Annotated in this window: 18 protein-coding genes; 6 read left to right on the forward strand and 12 right to left on the reverse strand. The window is 34.7% G+C overall.

All coding sequences use genetic code 11. The features are described 5' to 3' along the window. Positions 1-494: hypothetical protein (locus CCZ01_RS10290; protein ID WP_181566275.1), on the forward strand; the 494-nt coding region annotated here is incomplete at its 5' end. A gap of 10 nt (positions 495-504) precedes the next feature. Beyond that, complete coding sequence (locus tag CCZ01_RS01900; protein ID WP_112051547.1) at positions 505-1,317, forward strand: hypothetical protein; 813 nt, start codon at positions 505-507, stop codon at positions 1,315-1,317. A 37-nt stretch (positions 1,318-1,354) separates the two neighbouring features. Here CCZ01_RS01900 and CCZ01_RS01905 read toward each other — a convergent pair whose 3' ends face one another. Then, positions 1,355-1,840 (reverse strand): DUF4879 domain-containing protein, encoded by a 486-nt coding sequence (locus CCZ01_RS01905; RefSeq protein WP_112051548.1) that lies wholly within the window; start codon positions 1,838-1,840, stop codon positions 1,355-1,357. Between the two features lie 229 nt (positions 1,841-2,069). Then, entirely contained in the window at positions 2,070-2,663 is a 594-nt protein-coding gene (locus CCZ01_RS01910; RefSeq protein WP_181566276.1) for a flagellar FLiS export co-chaperone, read from the reverse strand. Between the two features lie 137 nt (positions 2,664-2,800). Here CCZ01_RS01910 and CCZ01_RS01915 point away from each other — a divergent pair, with 137 nt between their 5' ends. Continuing rightward, on the forward strand, positions 2,801-4,114 hold the full coding sequence (locus CCZ01_RS01915; protein ID WP_112051550.1) for a M99 family carboxypeptidase catalytic domain-containing protein: 1,314 nt from the start codon (positions 2,801-2,803) through the stop codon (positions 4,112-4,114). A gap of 53 nt (positions 4,115-4,167) precedes the next feature. Here the strand turns inward: CCZ01_RS01915 and aspA are convergent, their stop codons facing one another. Then, positions 4,168-5,586, reverse strand: a complete 1,419-nt coding sequence (gene aspA, locus CCZ01_RS01920; protein WP_112051551.1) for an aspartate ammonia-lyase — start codon at positions 5,584-5,586, stop codon at positions 4,168-4,170. 287 nt (positions 5,587-5,873) lie between these two features. On the opposite strand from aspA, the gene alaS reads away from it, so the two are divergent. Continuing rightward, the gene (gene alaS, locus CCZ01_RS01925) at positions 5,874-8,549 is read left to right on the forward strand and encodes an alanine--tRNA ligase (RefSeq protein WP_112051552.1); all 2,676 of its coding nucleotides are present in this window, start codon (positions 5,874-5,876) and stop codon (positions 8,547-8,549) included. A gap of 767 nt (positions 8,550-9,316) precedes the next feature. Further along, positions 9,317-9,904, forward strand: coding sequence for a Panacea domain-containing protein (locus CCZ01_RS01930; protein ID WP_112051553.1), 588 nt, complete (start codon positions 9,317-9,319; stop codon positions 9,902-9,904). Here the strand turns inward: CCZ01_RS01930 and CCZ01_RS01935 are convergent. The 6 genes from CCZ01_RS01935 to rpmB form a co-directional block, all read right to left on the reverse strand. Beyond that, positions 9,896-10,801: a hypothetical protein gene (locus CCZ01_RS01935; protein ID WP_112051554.1), complete on the reverse strand. Its 906-nt coding sequence runs from the start codon at positions 10,799-10,801 to the stop codon at positions 9,896-9,898. The two genes, CCZ01_RS01930 and CCZ01_RS01935, sit on opposite strands and share 9 nt — an antisense overlap. Next, positions 10,798-11,496: a hypothetical protein gene (locus CCZ01_RS01940; RefSeq protein WP_112051555.1), complete on the reverse strand. Its 699-nt coding sequence runs from the start codon at positions 11,494-11,496 to the stop codon at positions 10,798-10,800. Before CCZ01_RS01940 ends, CCZ01_RS01935 begins: the two co-directional genes overlap by 4 nt. After that, positions 11,493-12,119, reverse strand: a complete 627-nt coding sequence (locus CCZ01_RS01945; protein ID WP_112051556.1) for a hypothetical protein — start codon at positions 12,117-12,119, stop codon at positions 11,493-11,495. Before CCZ01_RS01945 ends, CCZ01_RS01940 begins: the two co-directional genes overlap by 4 nt. Positions 12,120-12,151: 32 nt before the next feature. Next, a complete protein-coding gene (argJ, locus tag CCZ01_RS01950; protein WP_112051557.1) occupies positions 12,152-13,357 on the reverse strand; it encodes a bifunctional glutamate N-acetyltransferase/amino-acid acetyltransferase ArgJ in 1,206 nt (401 codons plus the stop codon). Beyond that, the gene (locus tag CCZ01_RS01955) at positions 13,350-14,483 is read right to left on the reverse strand and encodes a potassium channel family protein (protein ID WP_112051558.1); all 1,134 of its coding nucleotides are present in this window, start codon (positions 14,481-14,483) and stop codon (positions 13,350-13,352) included. Before CCZ01_RS01955 ends, argJ begins: the two co-directional genes overlap by 8 nt. A 72-nt stretch (positions 14,484-14,555) precedes the next feature. Next, positions 14,556-14,744 (reverse strand): 50S ribosomal protein L28, encoded by a 189-nt coding sequence (rpmB, locus tag CCZ01_RS01960; protein ID WP_112051559.1) that lies wholly within the window; start codon positions 14,742-14,744, stop codon positions 14,556-14,558. 157 nt (positions 14,745-14,901) lie between these two features. Between rpmB and CCZ01_RS01965 the strand changes: the two genes are divergently transcribed. Further along, positions 14,902-15,663 carry a hypothetical protein gene (locus CCZ01_RS01965; RefSeq protein ID WP_112051560.1) on the forward strand — a complete coding sequence of 254 codons (762 nt, stop codon included), beginning with the start codon at positions 14,902-14,904 and terminating at the stop codon, positions 15,661-15,663. A gap of 29 nt (positions 15,664-15,692) precedes the next feature. Here the strand turns inward: CCZ01_RS01965 and CCZ01_RS01970 are convergent, their stop codons facing one another. Genes CCZ01_RS01970 through CCZ01_RS01980 form a run of 3 tightly spaced genes read right to left on the reverse strand, consistent with a single transcriptional unit; the run spans position 15,693 to position 17,928 of the window. Then, positions 15,693-16,694 (reverse strand): SLAC1 anion channel family protein, encoded by a 1,002-nt coding sequence (locus CCZ01_RS01970; protein ID WP_112051561.1) that lies wholly within the window; start codon positions 16,692-16,694, stop codon positions 15,693-15,695. Between the two features lie 27 nt (positions 16,695-16,721). Further along, positions 16,722-17,402 (reverse strand): YggS family pyridoxal phosphate-dependent enzyme, encoded by a 681-nt coding sequence (locus tag CCZ01_RS01975; protein ID WP_112051562.1) that lies wholly within the window; start codon positions 17,400-17,402, stop codon positions 16,722-16,724. After that, the gene (locus CCZ01_RS01980) at positions 17,392-17,928 is read right to left on the reverse strand and encodes a DUF3972 domain-containing protein (RefSeq protein WP_112051563.1); all 537 of its coding nucleotides are present in this window, start codon (positions 17,926-17,928) and stop codon (positions 17,392-17,394) included. The genes CCZ01_RS01975 and CCZ01_RS01980 overlap by 11 nt, the downstream gene beginning before the upstream one ends.

A 17,928-nucleotide genomic window follows, 5' to 3' on the forward strand; every position in this document is an offset into this window, starting at 1 on the left:
AAGTTGCAGAAGCACTGAGAAGAAATGAAATTGTTTTTGATGAAAAAGGAGAAGTAACAGCTTATTTTGAACGTGACCCCAAGCGAGATTGGCGTTTAATTTCTGGAGTTGGCAATCTTTGGGCAGTGGAACTCAATAAAGTAGGGCTAACTGAAGAAGCAAGGGCGGCAAGTGATTATTGGCAAACACTTAGCTTTGAGGAGAAGAGTGTTTTATATATCGAATACTTTCAATATGAAGCAAGACAATCAAAACTCCACACAGGAACTCCTCTTGGTGCACGGGATCAAGGCATAGAACTTCCTTTTTTTAATTCTACAAGCAAAGAAAATATTATGAATGAATTCTTTAAAATAATTAATAAAAGTCTTAAGATAGTTATTGACAATACAAGTGGTAATTCTATAGAACAAGTGCAAAAGCATAAAAAAATCCTTACTGAATTTAGAAATGTGATGCAAGAAGTTTATTCTAAGAATTCAAATCAACAATAAAGGAAATAAAATGATAACAACAGGTTACAACAATCATAATACTTTTGTAAGAGATTTAAAACAACCACAGCAAGTAAAATCCTTTAAAGATACTTTCTCACTCGATTTACAGAATACAAACACTAAAGAATCTACAAATTGGCTAGAAAATGATTCTATACAAAAGATTAAAACTCCACTCAAAGATGGTTTAGGTATTTTAAGTCTTATCTCTCCTCAACAAGTAGAAAACAAAGAACCACAAGAAACAGAAGCAGAAAAAATAGCAAGGATTACAAAACACATTAATGAGAAGTTTAATCCTAATAAAATTAAACGCAATAATATCACAGAAGAACAAGTTGCAGAAGCACTGAGAAGAAATGAAATTGTTTTTAATGAAAAAGGAGAAGTAACTGATGCCTTTATACGAAATCCTAAACGAGATTGGTTTTTATATAGCCCTATAGGCAATCCTTGGGCAGTGGAACTCAATAAAGCAGGGCTAACAGAAGAAGCAAGGGCGGCGAGTGATTATTGGCAGACATTGAGTTTTCATGAGCAATTCATGGCATCTTCCACATATACTCAACATAAAGTAAAGCAAGCAGAACTTTATACAGGAACTCCCTTTAGTGCATTTGAGCGAGGTATAGAGTTTCCTTTTTTTAATTCTACAAGCAAAGAAGAGATAATGAATGAATTCTTTAAGACAATCGATAAGAGCCTTAAAATGAATGAAAACAACGCAGGTGGTAATTCTATAGAACAGGTGCAAAAAGATGTAGAAACCATCACTAGCTTTAAGAACACCATAAAAGAGGCATATTCTAAAAATAGCTAGAGATTAGTCTCCCTTCCCACAGGAGAGGTAATAAGGCTTAAAGAATACTGATTTGACTCTCCCAATTATCTGCTATTCCCCAAGAAGTCGCCCTAAATTTAAAAATTGCATTCTCATGCACCCCTAAATCCCAATAATGATACCAAGCACTATAAGAATCGCCATTATTATGCGTGTATTGGAGTTGTCTTTCATTCACAAAACCAAAAACCATACCATCTCCATACATAATAGTTTCTACCTTCATGTGTCCACCATGATTTTTCTCTGTCATAAATTTACCTGAAACATCCTCTGTGCCCCTTTCGCTAGACCATACCTTATTAATCCAAGCTCTGCTAATCGGGAATGCTCTACCTTGTGCTTGTGCAACCTGTGCTTGTTGAATTTCCTCAACAGCTTGCATTAGACCTTCTAAAGGAATGGTATCGCTGGTGATTTCTCCATTTCCTCCAATACCAATCTTTATCCCCTCATGCTCAAAATATTGCACGCCATTTGTATCTATTTTAAATTCCGCCATAAAAGATCCTAATAATAAAGTTTTACATAAAATAATATGATGATTGATTTTAAAATATATTTCTTATTTATTTTCTAAAAAATATTAAAATTTATATTTTTAGTTAGGGGGATGTTACGGATTGTAAAGGGAAAAGCTAAGGAATGGTAAAATAACCTTAAAATATACAGATACTTATCAGGATACCCAAGTTCCCTTAAGAATCCTAATAAGACTCATTTATATGGTGTTAAAACATTTTCTTGAAGGCTTCGGCATCAAATTCTTCAAAATTATATTTGCTTCCATTCGTAGGAACACTCGGCATACTTTCATGTGAACTAACAGCCACATTCACATCAGAAAGAACTTGTGCAATTTCAGCACGTTTGGAGCTAATGTATTCGCCACGACTGTCATCAGAAAGATCTGCAGGATTTTGCAAAGTTAATGAAAAATCCTTACCCCCAACAGAGACAAGCAAGTTTTTATTAAAAAGTTTATTACCCATAAAGCTACTTTTTTCCGCAAGGTCACTCACTACACCTGTGTCTGCACCCTCACTCATCGCCTTATCAATCTTTTTAAGCGTTACATTCGCTGTTTGTAGTGCACCAATAAATTCATTTGCCCCCTTCACACTTTTTGTAAAAGCAAGAACCTCAAAGTTAGAACTACTTAGACTAAGGCTATCTTGCTTAGGGGTAATCATTCCCTTGTTCTCTGTTGCATTAGGCTTAAATTCAGCATTTGAACTGCTTGTCGGCACATTTGAAAATTCTCCCAACCGGCTCTTGAGTAATGCTAAAGAAAGTCCCGCGTTACCTGTATTGATTTCTGTCATTATAAACTCCTCCATGGATTAAATTTAATGTGAAAATACAAGCATTTTTCATTCCACTTTTAGCTTTAATGATTATGTCAGTTGCTCTACGTTACAATGATAAGGTAGAAGTTATTTTTATAAAATAAGGGATAGAATTGAAATTTATTTTTATTGGTTTTATTTTTTTAAGCTTGTGTCCTCTTTTTTCTGTTGAGCCGAATTTACAAATTTTTAAAAAAGAAACACTACCGGAGGAGAAAACTTTTCTCCTTTTAGGTGGGATTCAAGGTGATGAACCCGGCGGATTTAATGCTGCAACGATTGTTGCAAGCCCTCATTACACAATAAAAAAAGGCAACATATGGGTTATTCCAAATCTCAATCAACATAGCATATTGGAAAACCATCGCGGTATTTATGGAGACATGAATCGTAAGTTTGATAAATTAAGTAAAAGTGATCCAGAGTATGCACGCATTCAAAGTATTAAAAAAATTATTAAAGATGAAAAAATAGAAGTGATTTTACATTTGCACGATGGTAGCGGATTCTACAATGAAGCTTACATTAGTAGCCTACAAAATCCTAAACGATGGGGACAAATTGGCATTATTGACCAAGAGAAGCTAGAAGATACAGCACATGGTGAGCTAAACCAAATTATGAAACAGGTTACTGACGAGATTAATCAGCATTTGCTAAATGATTTACATCGCTACCGTATTCGTAATACAAATACCGCAACCAGCGACAAAGAACAACAGAAATCACTAACATTTTATGCAATTAAGCAGAAAAAAGCAGCTTTTGCAAATGAGGCAAGTAAAAGTCTGAATGTAAATGAACGCGTATATTATCATTTGTTAAGCGTTGAAGCAATGATGAAATACTTAGGAATCGAGTTTGAACGTGATTTTGATTTAACACCTCAAGGCGTTAGCCAAATTTTGAATGATGAAAATATTTTAATCCATTTTGATAATCGTATTACACTTCCTATTAACCGCCTTAAATCCATCATCAATTACTTTCCAATGACAAAAAATTTAGGTTACCATTCAGATAATCCGATTGTGCACTATTATGTTAAAGGCAAAAATCATCTTATTAAATATGGTAACCGCGTTAGCACTAAGCTTTCTCCTGATTTTTTTTCCTTTGATGATTCTTTACCTGAAGTAACGATGACAATTGATAAACAAACACAACAGGTCGCAATGGGGCAAATCATCAAAGCAAAAGAAAGTTTTTTAGTTAATCACATTGATGACCCAAGTATACGTGTAAATATTATCGGATTTCAAAGGAAAGGTGTAGTAAGCGAGGAAAATATTACGCTTAAAAAATCGGATATCTCGTCGCGCTACACTCTTGATGCATCGGGGTATCTTGTACGAGTCGAGTTTTACAAGAATCGTCGCTTTTGTGGTATGATTATTATTGACTTTAAAAATGAGGCAGAAAAATAGCAAAGGGCGTGTAGCCCAGCCACTATAAGGCTGAACTACTCTTTTCATAAAAATTAGAATTTAATCTTTTCGCGTGGAGCAATAAGGCTTTCAGGTTCAATAATTTTTTCCACTTGCTCTTTTGTCAAATAACCTTTCTCTATCACCAAATCACTTACTCTAAGATTCTTTTCTAAAGCCTCTTTTGCAACTTCAGTTGATTTTGCATAACCAATATAAGGGTTGAGTGCCGTAACAAGCCCAATACTTTTCAATACATACTCACGGCAAGTTTCTTTATCAGCCTGAATACCATCGACACAAAGTGTCGCAAAAGTTTTTAGTGCATTCTTAAGCATATCTAAAGATTTAAATAATGTATAAGCTGCAACGGGCTCAAACACATTCAATTGTAACTGCCCTGCTTCTGCAGCTAAAACAACACAACCATCTTGCCCAATAATGTAATAACAAACCTGTCCCACAACCTCTGGAATAACAGGATTAACCTTTCCTGGCATAATAGAGCTTCCCGGTTGCATTGCAGGAAGACTAATTTCGTGAATTCCATCACGTGGTCCAGAGCTAAGAAGTCTTAAATCATTACAAATTTTTGCAATTTTTGTTGCTGACATTTTCAATGCCGATGAAGTCGCAAGATACGCACTCTGATCTGGAGTCGCTTTAATTAAATTTTTTGCAATTGTGTATTCATGGCCTGTCACTTCGCACAATGTTTTTTCAATCTCTTTCGTATAATTTGGATGAGAATTAATTCCTGTTCCAATTGCTGTCGCACCCATATTAACCTCTAAACAAGCTTTCTGTGCAAGTCTAAGATATTCCATATCATCTCTAATACTATCAGCAAAACCTTTAAATTCTTGTCCAAGTGTCATAGGCACAGCATCTTGAAGCTGTGTTCTTCCCATTTTAATCACATCTTTGAATTCTTCAGCCTTCTTATCAAAAGATTTAACCAAAACTTCATATGCACCTAATAATTTTTCAATCTTATTGTAAAGTGCAATATGAATGGCAGTTGGATAAGAATCATTAGTTGATTGTGAAAGATTTACATGGTTGTTAGGATGACAATGGTCATAATCACCCTTTTTCTTGCCCATAAGCTCGAGTGCAACATTCGCAATTACTTCATTTGCATTCATATTTGTTGAAGTTCCTGCCCCACCTTGAAACATATCCACAACAAAATGATCATTATATTTACCACTATACACTTCGTCACAAGCTTTGCAAATGTAATCTTTTAGTGTATTATCTAGCAAGCCAAGTTTTGCATTTGCCATTGCCGCTGCTTTCTTGACTTGTGCAAAGGCTTTAATGAAATCCGGATAAATTTTTAATGTCGTTCCGCTGATTTGGAAATTCTCCTGTGCACGTGCAGTTTGCACACCATAATAGAATTCATTGCTGATTTCCTTATCGCCGATAAGGTCATGCTCAATTCTTGTTCCTGTGCTGTTAGACATAAAGTCCCCCTTCTTTAAGGTAAAAATGTGCCAAAGTATCCTTGAATTATGCTTTAAAGACACTTTGAAAGCAACGCAATCATACCAAAAATAAACTTAATAAATTGTCAATAATTCTCCTCACAAAAACAGATTCAAAAGAGTTAAAATCCTCACAACTCCAGCAACAAACATATGTTTTAGGATACACTTGACAACCTAAAGTAACCCTACAGATAATAAAAAAGATAGATTCGAGAAACTTAATCTATGTTATGGTAAAATTGACATACCATAAAGGAGTATTTATGTCGAATATAATCAAAAATGATACAAAAATAAAAGATGTGAGGCGACTTTATTTAGATTTTTTTGCCAATAAAGGGCATCAGATTTATGACTCTATGCCTCTTGTGCCAGATGATGCAAGTCTGCTCTTTACAAATGCGGGAATGGTGCAATTTAAGGATATTTTTACAGGTAAAATTCCTATTCCAGAGACACCACGTGCAACAAGTTCACAACTTTGCATTCGTGCGGGTGGAAAACACAATGACTTAGAAAATGTTGGTTATACCGCACGTCACCACACACTTTTTGAAATGTTAGGAAATTTCAGCTTCGGAAATTACTTCAAAGAACAAGCGATTGATTATGCATGGGAATTCGTAACGCAAGTATTAGGTTTTAATAAATCCGTACTCTATGTAAGTATCCATGAAAGCGATGATGAGGCATTTAAGCTATGGAGCAAACACATCGATTCAAGTCACATTAAAAGAATGGGTGATAAAGATAATTTTTGGCAAATGGGTGATAGTGGGCCTTGTGGGCCTTGTAGCGAAATTTATGTCGACCAGGGTGAAAAATACTTTAATTCCGATGAAGATTATTTTGGTGGCGAAGGTGATAGATTCTTAGAAATTTGGAATCTTGTTTTTATGCAATATAATCAAAAGGATGGAAAAAAATCCCCTCTTCCAAAACCAAGCATTGATACGGGTATGGGTTTAGAACGCGTAATAGCATTACTTGAAGGTAAGATTAATAATTTTGATACTTCACTTTTTGCACCACTTATGGAATGCATTGCCCAACTTACAAACAAAACATATCATCATGACGATGTATTATTAGATAATATCACAAATTTAAGTCCATCAGAGATTAAAGAATTCAGGGAAATTCAGGCAAGCTTTCGCGTTATAGCAGACCATGCAAGAAGTGTTACATTCTTACTTGCACAAGGTGTTAATTTTGATAAGGAAGGGCGGGGCTATGTTTTACGTAGAATCTTACGTAGAGCCGTAAGACACGGATATTTACTGGGACTTAGACATGCATTTTTATATAAAGTTATTAGTGCTGTATGTGAAACAATGGGTGAGCATTACACCTATCTTGCTGAACGAAAAAATACCATCATAGAACAATGCAAAAATGAAGAAGAACGTTTTTTTGAAACCATTGAATCCGGAATGGAATTATTCAATAAAGAACTAAAACAACTCCTAGATTCTAAAACAACTCTTTTTAGTGGTGAAATCGCATTCAAACTTTATGACACTTACGGATTTCCTCTGGATTTAACACAAGATATGTTGCGTGAAAAGAGCATAGAAGTAGATATGCAATGCTTTGAGAATTGTATGAATGAGCAGAAAAATCGCTCCAAAGCAAGCTGGAAAGGAAGTGGAGACACTCTTAAAGAAGGGGATTTTAATCTGCTTTTAAGTAAATTTGGAACAAATACTTTTGTGGGCTACACACATTTAAATTCAGAATCTAAAATATTAGCCATACTTGATTCTCACTTTAAAAGCACTGAATTTTTAAAAAGTGGGCAAAAGGGTTATGTAATGCTAGAGACCACACCCTTTTATCCTGAAAGTGGGGGACCAATTGGCGATAAAGGAGAATTACTTAAGAAAAATTCTATCATTGCAAAGGTTTTGGATACACAAAAATATTTTGGCTTAAATCTTTCTTTGGTTGAATGTCAATCTAGCCTAAATACTGGAGAGAGTGTAATAGCAAGAGTAAATGAGACATTAAGGACAGAGATAACAAAACATCACTCTGCCACACATCTCCTACATTTGGCATTACGCAATATTTTAGGAAACCATATTGCCCAAGCCGGAAGTCTTGTTGAATCTAATCGCCTAAGATTTGATTTTTCTCACCCAAAAAGCTTAAGTGGTGAAGAACTGCAACAAATTGAACAATATGTCAACGAACAAATTATAAATGCAAGTCGGCAAATATGTGAAACAATGAATATTGCGGAAGCAAAAGCTAAGGGAGCAATGGCCTTATTTGGTGAAAAATATGGTGAAAATGTAAGGGTGATTAGTTTTGGGAATTCGATTGAATTGTGCGGCGGAATCCATGTGCAAAACACAGCAGAAATTGGGAGTTTTTATATCATTAAAGAAAGTAGCGTAAGTAGCGGAGTAAGACGCATTGAAGCGGTCTGTGGAAAAGCGGCTTATCAATACGGCAAGAATGCCCTTGAAACTATCGCAAAGGCAAAGGAGTTACTTAAGGCACAAGACTTACTGCAGGGTATTGAAAAAATAAAAAAGGAGTTGGTAGAAGTAAAAGAAAAAAACAATAAATCAAAACAGTTTGTCAGAAATCTTAATTACGAAATGATTGAGAATATAAAATTAATTATCTTAAAATTAGACTTTGAGCCAAAAGACGCAAAAGAGGCTATAGATAAAGCAAAAAATGAGAATGAGAATGTAGCCATTCTACTCATTACAGAATCAAATGATAAAGTAACCATTACAGCAGGAGTAAAAAATGCCCCTATCAAAGCAGGTGCGTGGGTTAAAGAAGTTGCTTTAGTGCTCGGAGGCAACGGTGGAGGGAGAGACGACTTTGCTACCGCTGGAGGAAAAGACAAAACAAAAATAAATGAAGCACTAGAAACTGCTAAAAAATTTGCAATAGAAAGAATCAACACAAGACATTAAACATTCACTCTAGATTTAAAGTGAGTCTATTCACTTTAAATCTTGCAAATTCTTTCTTCCGTGTCCTCATGTTGACAAATATAGCCTTGATACGACCGGTGTGCTAAACTCTGCAAAAGTAGATTCAAGGCTTGTTTCTATTAAGTGAAAACCGCCTATGTGACTTCTTACATAAAATTTAGGGTTATCTACATTGAATTCTTTTTTCCTAAATGCTAATTCAAATGCTCCTGTTGTCATACTACCACTGTTTTATCTATTATATTCACCGCATCTAACTTTCCTGCTTGGCAACAACCACCTATCTAATATTATGCATTATTATAAGAGTCTATAATAATTTGAAAATTTATATCATAATCTTTCTAATCAACTTTAATTTCTATTATTTTTTTTATATTGAGAATTTTCACTCCGGATGATTTTTCTGTCGCTTACCCATCTATCGCTAAAAAAATATCAATGCCTCCTGCAAAGCTTATAATAAAGCATTAAGTAATCTTTTTAAGATATTTTTGTATTCATTCTAACTAAAAGAAAATTTGCAACATTGCTACGTTACTCCGAGCAAAACCCTATAAATTCTTAATTTTTTTATAGATCTACCACAATAAAGTTATAACCTAAAAAAATTATGTTAATTTTTGGATTCAATAAAGTAAATCTTAATCTACTTATTACCTTTTTATGTTATAATATCGGGGTTTATACAATTTACAACATTATTATCATTACAATAATGAATTCTAACTAACCAGGGGATAACTATGAGCAGTGTCGCAGATATGTTTAAAAAAAAGGTTAAAACAGCAGATTCCATCATTTCAACTAAATCAGTTCAAGGACAATTAGAAGTTTGTCCGCTTGATGTAGCAAACTACTTTATATGCGTTAATCCACCAACCAATGTAATTAAGCTAATCAAAATGGTTTTTTGGGCTTATGGGGTTTACTACCATCTCTACAAAGAATTACTTTTTGAAAATGTATTCATAAAGACGGATCACGGCTTTAGTATTGACAAAATCTATCAGACTTTTAAGTATAATGGGCTAAATCCCATCGTTGAAGTAAGCAAGGAGATTTCCATGCTCCCAGATTATAGCTTTACCTGTCAACAAGCAACTACAGAAGAAATGCTTAAAAAAATGAAAACAACTTTTGAGATTGGTTACAAAGGCTCTAAAATATGCTTATTTGATGCAATTAGCAATATTTTTCAAAATGTAGATACAGCAGATATTATCCAGCTTGAAGAAGGGATTGATATTTCAAGCTATAATATGAAGTGGAACACAGCCCCATTTGATAGCTTTTGCAGTTTTCACAAAATTCGATTAGCGTTTCTAATATAAGCCATTCTCGCTTTTACGTAAAGATTCAGCGTTTATATCGCTACGTTTAATATAGCCCATATAAGCTTTTTTACCTGATTGCTCTTCGGGTGGGAAATAGATTACCTTCACCCAATTTTTATGTTTTTCTTGTTGATTTTTTATTTTAATGCTCTCGTCAAATGTGATTGGGTACCGTTTATCGCCCCATTTATTTGTATGGATATGGTCAATGCGATAAAGTAGAATCTGCTTTTGCTTGGCTGGAAGAATTGTAGCAATAACTTTCTTATTGGGAGAGATATACAGATTTACACTTTGCTTTTTAGAATTCAGTAATAAGCTATCGTACTGCCTATCAATACCACCAAATACCTTACCATACTGTTCGCGATTACCCAACTCATCAAAAATTTTTTCACCTAATTCAATATCTTTTGCTTCAATTTGATAAATCCACCCCCCATTGCAAACCATATCGGCCGCAGAAAAATTATAAAATGTCCCCTTCTTAAGCAAAAAACGTACCTCTCCCATTAAGCCTTCTTTATACCATTGAGAAAATTCCTTATCTAATCGCTCGTATAAAGCCTTATCGCCCTTAATAGAAACCTTAATGGCATCAGCACCATAAATCAAAATACCTCTGAAAGATTCTACACTCTCCTCATCAGGATAAAAAAGAGCAATGCTACTTGTTCCCTCACATTCTAATTGATTGCTTGGACGATTTTGAAAAACCAACATTCCACTCAAAGAAAGATCACGACATTCTTCTGAATCTGGCGTTGTATAACAATCCGCTTTTAAAAAAGAACTTCGTGGTAGTTCGCCCCTCAACATCACCTCTTCTTCAGCCTTCAAATCCTTTGCGTAAAGTTGAATACAGGCAAATAAGCAAAGCAAGAGAATTCTCATCCTTCCTCCTTAATCTTGGAATCTGGAACATAAACTGATTCAATCGAATATAGGGCAATAAGAAAACCACCTACACGCATCAATGAAAGAATCACCGCCAAAAATAAGTAAAGCAAAAAGGTAACAATAAGTAAAATATTATTACTGAATAGATTTTCTAAATAATTAAAATCCCCTAAATCCCCACTTATTAAAAGTGTTCCAAAACTAAAAAAACCAATTACACAAATAATAATTACCAACAAATAAAGCAGTAAATAACATTGAAAAGATAACCAGAAAAGCCCATTTTTCGTTAACAATGTAAATGCCCTAGAAATTTGATAGCTAAAATAAATATCAATAGTCATAATGCCCGCAACAAAAACCGCACTAATTCCAAATAATATATATAATGATGACTCACTCATTCTGCTTTCATTAGAAGAAATAATGTATAAACTTATCACAATTCCCGCAAACAAAGATACGATAAAACAAGATAATACATTTAGCATATACCAACGAAAAATTTTCGATTTCGTAACAACAGAAAAACGATAAACACCGACTAAATAAAAAATCCCTGCGACACACCCAAGAAGCACAAGAATCTCGCCACCAAACCCCATAATTGTGTATAATAGATAACCCCAAAACATATAGTTTCTTGCACTTGAAAGCAAAGGGTTTTGTGTATAATAAATTCTTTTCATGGAAACATTGCGACCAAAGTGCGTTCGCTTACATCTAATAATCCCGCCGCATCACGATTGGAAAGCTTACCGCTATACAAACAATCTCTCACCGCTTTCATAAAAATATCACTCAATGCAGATTCTCGCTCATAATAAGAATCTTCGGTTCTAATCGGCTCTAAAAAGACCTCACTTCCTGCTAATTCAGATAAATTATAATAAACTTTCTCGGCATAGCTATCCTTAATTGAGGAATCAAACATTAACGAATAGTAACCATCATTTGCAAGCAAAATGCGGATTACACCTACAAATAATAAATGCGTCTGTTCTTCAAGCGTTTTTTGTGCATTCAGAAAAATCAAGGGATAGGCATCATCATATAAACTATAGGCATAAACTTCGGCAGGAATGGGCATAGACTTTGTATTTCGATATAAAGACTGTCTCATAATTAGTATTCCTTCAGGGTTCTTTAAAATTTCATATGCTTTTTGTGCAACCTCTTGAATGGGCATTTTTGGAGTAAAATGTTCCGCCTTAAATTGCTTCCCTATGGGATGTTTTGCCACATACCCCCTAAACCAATTCATTTTATCATAAATATGTCTTGCTAATTCATTTAATCCAATTTGCTCCATCTTGTTAGCCTTAAATTCTCATCATTAACCGACTACGAACGATAGTCAGCATTAATTTTCACATAATTATAACCCAAATCGCAGCCATACGCCTTGAATCTTCCTTCACCTAAACCAAGATTGCAGATAATTTTTATATGCTCTCTTTGCATTACCTCCGCTGCCTTTTTTTCACATTCATCGGTAAATAGAATCTTCCCTCTCTCATATACACACACCTCATCAAAAAAAATAGATAAAGAATACTCAGAACACTCTACACCGCTTGCACCAATTGTTGAAGCGATACGTCCCCAATTAGGATCTTCCCCAAAAATAGCCGTTTTTACTAACAAAGAATTACTTAAATTTCTTGCAATTTTTTTTGCGTCTTCATTCGTCTTTGCACCCACTACCTCAAATGCAACAAGCTTATTTGCACCCTCACCATCACGTGCAATGTCAATCGCAAGTTTATGTAACACCTCCCTTAAAGCAAATCGAAATGCTTCTTTATGGTAAAAACCGCTTGCACCATTACTCATTAAAAATACTGAATCATTTGTCGACATATCACCATCAACACTAATTGTATTAAAAGTTTCCTCAACACTCTCAGACAAAAGCTCATTCATATCTTCTGTCGGTAAAGCCGCATCTGTAGTTACAAAACACAGCAAAGTTGCCATTGATGGGCAAATCATTCCTGCCCCTTTACACATTGCACCAATGCGAAACTTTTTTCCCTCACATTCTATCTCAAAAGCAATTTCTTTGGAATAAGCATCTGTTGTCATAATTGCCTGTGCTGCAGCCGCTCCGTCTCTTTTATGGAGATTAATTTTGTTAAATATGGAAGAGATTTTATCTGTTGGAAGTTGTACGCCAATTACACCAGTAGAAGCCATGATAGGGTTTTGCAGATTTTGAAATTGCTGATTGATTTTTTGCATTAAGCAATTAACATTCTGCAACCCTTCCTCTCCTGTTAATGCATTCGCATTTTTTGCATTCACTAAAATAAAATTACAAGGTAGAACACCATTTTTACCTTTTGTTTGAAATAGGCTTTTTGCATGCACAATAGGTGCTGCACAAAAATGATTACTTGTAAATACGCTTGCTAAAGAAGCATTAAATTCAGAATACACAAAAGCAACATCAAGCTTGCCAGGTGCTTTCAATCCCGCATAAAGCCCATCAGCATAAAAACCCTTAGGGGCACAAACTCCTCCATCAATCGAAAATACACTAAACATATTTTAACTCCTCTGGTTTTTCATGTTTATTGATTATTTTTTTAACAGCACGAATACTATTAGACCCACCAATAAGCAACAAACGACATTCACTTGTGATGAGCGTATCACCCTTTGGCATAGAAATAAACTTTCCATCTTTTTGCGTAATACCGACAATGTGCACTTGTGCAATTTCAGACAAATGTGTTTCCTTAATCTTTTTTAATGCCATCCAACTCACACGTGGAACAACCACCTCTTCTAAGTCGAGTGGCGTATCCTTTTTAAAGACAAACTGTTCTAACAGATTTTCCATATCCGGACGAGTCGCCATTGTACTTAATCTCTGTGCCATCAAACGCGTGGGAGAAACAACAACATTACTGCCTAATTTTTTAAGTTTTTCTATATCTTCATCATTTTCTGCACTTGAAATAATGTAGTAAGGTTTACGTTTTAATTCTTTCTCAAAAAGACGTACAGAAGCAATTTGTGCAATATTATCTGCAGGATTTTTAGAAACTGTAATCACACCCCTAGCACTAGATAAATGAGATTTAAGCATCGCAATTTCTGTATGGGGTTCTGCACTCACAAAGTAAGGGTAACGATTTTTTAAAGCTTGTTCCTCAAAATTTGGCGATGGGTCAATGACAACAAAGGGAATTTGTGCCTCTCTAAAATGTTTTGAAAGTTGGATTGTATATTCATTATGGTAGCAAATCACAAAATGCTTTTTGAGACGGGCGATACGATAAATCATTCTTCTCTCCTTAATGATAGCAACAAGTTTCCCACGATTTAAAATATCAATCACACTAATTGTTGCAAAGCTCAATACCGCTGAACCCGCAATCATAACCAAGCTTGTATAAAGTATTGCCAAGCCATCAAAATTTTTTTCCTCTAATGCACCAAAACCAGTCGTCGTAAAAGTATAGCTACTTTGGAAAAAAGCCTGCATAAGGTTATAGTCCGTAATCAGCATATAACCCAATGTGCTGATTAAAAGACCTAGTTGCAGGAGGACAAAGGGTAACCTAAAGGGCTTTAGTTGTTCATAAAGATCACCCGATAAATCAACTTCTGGACGCGTTGGACGCTCCCAGTGCAAAATCTTACCCAGCTTTTTAAGAAGTTCCATTCCTGATTAGGCTTTAATGTTTTAGTGAAGCAAAATAACTGCAAAAAACTAAAACAGATCCTTTTTGTAAGGTTATGAAGATTTTTTAAGCGTTCTGAGCATAGAAGCAGCCACTTTAACTTTAATGCTAGAACCATCTTCCAATGCAATGCGTAAAGTTCTTAAATTAGGAAGTGAACGTTTTTTTGTTTTGTTGTTTGCATGGCTTACATTATTGCCAACCATAGGAGATTTTCCTGTTATAGCACACCTTCTTGCCATTTTTATATCCTTTTGTTTAAGATTGATTTATGAAAGTAAACTATAATTCTACATCAAAAAATTACAAACTATCCTGAAATCAGAAAAATTATCTTTGATTTACTGCAGAATGGGCTTGTAATACTTTTAGTATAAATTCAAAAATAAGGTAAATATTATGCGAAAAAAATTTCTAGTCACTTCTGCTGGATTCTTACTTAGTATGTCTGTTGTTTACGCAGCAACTTTCGAAGATAATTTAGTTTCTCTATTATCCAAAACTGGACATAAGGTAAAGGTAATAGATTCAAAACCCCTCATCGATATGGATAATTTGCGTCTAGTCAATATCGAATTCAGCAATAAAATGGGGATACAAAGAGTTCCTTTTGTTGCGACACAAGAGGGAAAAGGTGTAATGATTCTTATGCCAGATTTATTTTACTCAAGTAACCAGAAAAATGATATTCTTATAAAGGAAATGCTAAGCAATATCGACACATTTAATGCTTCACAACGTTCAGCAAAACTAAATGATTTCTTCTTAGCCATGCCAAAAGAACGTTTCATTAATCTTGCCGCAACAACAAAAGAAGGTGCAAAGAAAACAACCATTGTCGTAACAAGCCCTGAATGCCCTTTTTGTCGCAAAGAGCTAAGTAGTATTGACCAACGTCTCAAAGAAACAAACGTCAAGCTAGTTATCGTGCCTTTGAGTGGCGAAAGCTCAGCCATTAAGTCACAACTTATCATCAATAAAACCAAAAATCTAAAAGATAATGCGAGTATTATTGCTGTCTTGAAAGAAGTTTATGCTGAAAGTTATGAAATTCCTGTAAGTGAAAGAAATATTGATACTTCTTTTGTTGCAAAAAGTGCAGAAATGATTTTTGGAACTCGTCTTATTCAGGGCGTTCCATACATTCACGAAATGCAATAACTCTTTAGCTTAGCAGAAAAAATCTACTGCTAAGCTAAACTCTTCAATTCCCCCTTAAATATACCTTGCAGTGTTCTTAAAGTTAACCATATGATAATAAGTGTCGTTAAACATAAGAATCCAATGGCAGTAAAGCGGTAGATTTGAGTTACCAGCAAAGATTCATACATAAAAACCATTTTACTTATCTTAAGCCCTGCCACACTCATCGCCGCCAAAGGAAAGCTCACTGCCCACCAAGATACCCTAAAAGGGCAACACAAATAAACTCTAAGAATTTGTGGAATGAGTGCAAAAAAGAAAAATAAGCCAATAAAATATAAAGAAAGAGGGAGTAAGTGATCGTTGTAGGCAACTAAATACGCACCAACCCCAGCCCCAAAAGGTGCAAGAAAGATCACCAATGTCGGCATTAATTTATCAGGTAATTTCTCGAAGAAAACTACCCTTGCAAGAATCAATGTAAGCAATGGTGTTGTAAAGAACAAACCAATAGCAACAGATATTCTTGCCAACTCCATTATCCCTAATAATTCAATCTGCAAAATAGGTATAGCGAGCGGAATATCCAAAATTCCAACAACAGGAATAATCCAAGCAGGAGTAATATGAGAAATATTATGCGGATAACTAATCCAAAAACTCACAATATATGCACTAAATATTAGCATTAAAACTACCCCACAAGTCCAAACATAAAAAGCAAGCTGAAAAAACCCCCACAAATGTAGGCAAAAAGGTAGCAATAAAAGAGAAATAGCAAATGTTGCAAAGAATGGACGCGTAATAGGGTTTGCAAATTCTTCTTTGACATCTTGAAAACTTGTAATAATCTTTAAGCCATAAGCAACACATAACATAACAAAAACAACCATTGCAAGACAAGCAAATATTGCCGAAAAATATGAGGAAACAGATAAATCCTCAACCAACTGCCAAGCAGCAGAAATTGCACTTAACCCCATCACCGAACCAAACAAACTCACAGGTAAGTATGAAAACAATTTTTTTGCAATGATCATTTCTGCCATTCTCCTCTAATATCACACATTCAATACTTATAAAAATCGTCCCTTTTGAAATAGTAAACTTCCAATGCGAACTAAGTTACTTCCGCATGCAATGGCTTGTTCAAAATCACCACTCATACCCATACTAAGAATTTCTGCCCCTTTTGGTTTTAATTCTTCAAAAAGTCTTTGTGTTATCTCAAAACTCTTTTGCACAAGACTTCTTTGTTCTGAATGTGCTCCAATACTCATCAATCCACACAATTTTAAATGCGGACATTTTTCTAAAATTTCAATATATTTCTCTAAAGCTTCATTAGGGCTAAAGCCACTTTTACTTTGCTCATTAGCACTATTCACCTGCAATAATGCCTTAAGAGTTTTTTTCTCACGTTCTAAACGTTTTTCTAGCTCTAAGGCAATTGACAAGCTGTGAATGCTATGAATCAAGCTTACAGGAGAACAAAGTAACGCATTAATCTTATTGCTTTGCAAAGTACCTACAAAATGCCACTCCAAAGGAAGATTTTCCAAATCCTCACTTTTTGCTTTTAAATCCTGCACTTTGTTTTCACCAAATGTGCGTTGCCCACATTCATACAATTCCCTAATTTCTTCCACTTGATGATATTTGCTAATTGCAACAATTTTAACAATATGGTGACGTGAATAGGCTATCCTTGCTTTTTCAATACGTGCAATAACTTCTTGCAAATTCCTACTTAGCATCTTCTTCTTCTTGTGATTGAGAATCTGGTTTTTTTGATTCATCTTTAACTAAAGGTGATAACTCCACTTTATCGCCAGCCCTACCCCACATTAATCGATATTTTCGCTTAAGTGTTTCTAATTCTTCTTGCGAACGTGCAAGTTGTTCACGCAAAAATTGTGCTCCTTTTTGATCATCATCATAAAGCTCTTGCATAGAATATAATGCATCTTTTAAAAATTTATTTTCATCTTTCAAAGAAGCAATGGAATCATCTTTTGCTTCCAAAACCTTTTCGTGTAAATTCAAAATTGTTCCGATTGTTTTTTCAGCAAAAGCAATGTGTGCGTTCGTTTCTTGACTCAAAACGGGGACATCAACATCTTCTTTCTTGATGATTGCATTCGTGCTTGAGGTTGCATCAACAAGAATAACACCATTTTCCTCTCTTGACTTAAGTTTTTTATCAGCTATTAACTTCTCAACAAGCTCTCTTTTCAGGTTCGTCGCTTCACAAAAATCATCGATTTTTAACCAATTTTCCAT

The organism is Helicobacter monodelphidis, from assembly GCF_003288845.1.
GTDB lineage: Bacteria > Campylobacterota > Campylobacteria > Campylobacterales > Helicobacteraceae > NHYN01.

Excerpts from the sequence above, each read along its gene's own strand:
- CCZ01_RS01900 (WP_112051547.1), top strand. The coding sequence starts at position 505 with ATGATAACAACAGGTTACAACAATCATAATACTTTTGTAAGAGATTTA.
- CCZ01_RS01905 (WP_112051548.1), bottom strand. The coding sequence starts at position 1,840 with ATGGCGGAATTTAAAATAGATACAAATGGCGTGCAATATTTTGAGCAT.
- CCZ01_RS01910 (WP_181566276.1), bottom strand. The coding sequence starts at position 2,663 with ATGACAGAAATCAATACAGGTAACGCGGGACTTTCTTTAGCATTACTC.
- aspA (WP_112051551.1), bottom strand. The coding sequence starts at position 5,586 with ATGTCTAACAGCACAGGAACAAGAATTGAGCATGACCTTATCGGCGAT.
- alaS (WP_112051552.1), top strand. The coding sequence starts at position 5,874 with ATGTCGAATATAATCAAAAATGATACAAAAATAAAAGATGTGAGGCGA.
- CCZ01_RS01930 (WP_112051553.1), top strand. The coding sequence starts at position 9,317 with ATGAGCAGTGTCGCAGATATGTTTAAAAAAAAGGTTAAAACAGCAGAT.
- CCZ01_RS01935 (WP_112051554.1), bottom strand. The coding sequence starts at position 10,801 with ATGAGAATTCTCTTGCTTTGCTTATTTGCCTGTATTCAACTTTACGCA.
- CCZ01_RS01940 (WP_112051555.1), bottom strand. The coding sequence starts at position 11,496 with ATGAAAAGAATTTATTATACACAAAACCCTTTGCTTTCAAGTGCAAGA.
- CCZ01_RS01945 (WP_112051556.1), bottom strand. The coding sequence starts at position 12,119 with ATGGAGCAAATTGGATTAAATGAATTAGCAAGACATATTTATGATAAA.
- argJ (WP_112051557.1), bottom strand. The coding sequence starts at position 13,357 with ATGTTTAGTGTATTTTCGATTGATGGAGGAGTTTGTGCCCCTAAGGGT.
- CCZ01_RS01955 (WP_112051558.1), bottom strand. The coding sequence starts at position 14,483 with ATGGAACTTCTTAAAAAGCTGGGTAAGATTTTGCACTGGGAGCGTCCA.
- rpmB (WP_112051559.1), bottom strand. The coding sequence starts at position 14,744 with ATGGCAAGAAGGTGTGCTATAACAGGAAAATCTCCTATGGTTGGCAAT.
- CCZ01_RS01965 (WP_112051560.1), top strand. The coding sequence starts at position 14,902 with ATGCGAAAAAAATTTCTAGTCACTTCTGCTGGATTCTTACTTAGTATG.
- CCZ01_RS01970 (WP_112051561.1), bottom strand. The coding sequence starts at position 16,694 with ATGGCAGAAATGATCATTGCAAAAAAATTGTTTTCATACTTACCTGTG.
- CCZ01_RS01975 (WP_112051562.1), bottom strand. The coding sequence starts at position 17,402 with ATGCTAAGTAGGAATTTGCAAGAAGTTATTGCACGTATTGAAAAAGCA.
- CCZ01_RS01980 (WP_112051563.1), bottom strand. The coding sequence starts at position 17,928 with ATGGAAAATTGGTTAAAAATCGATGATTTTTGTGAAGCGACGAACCTG.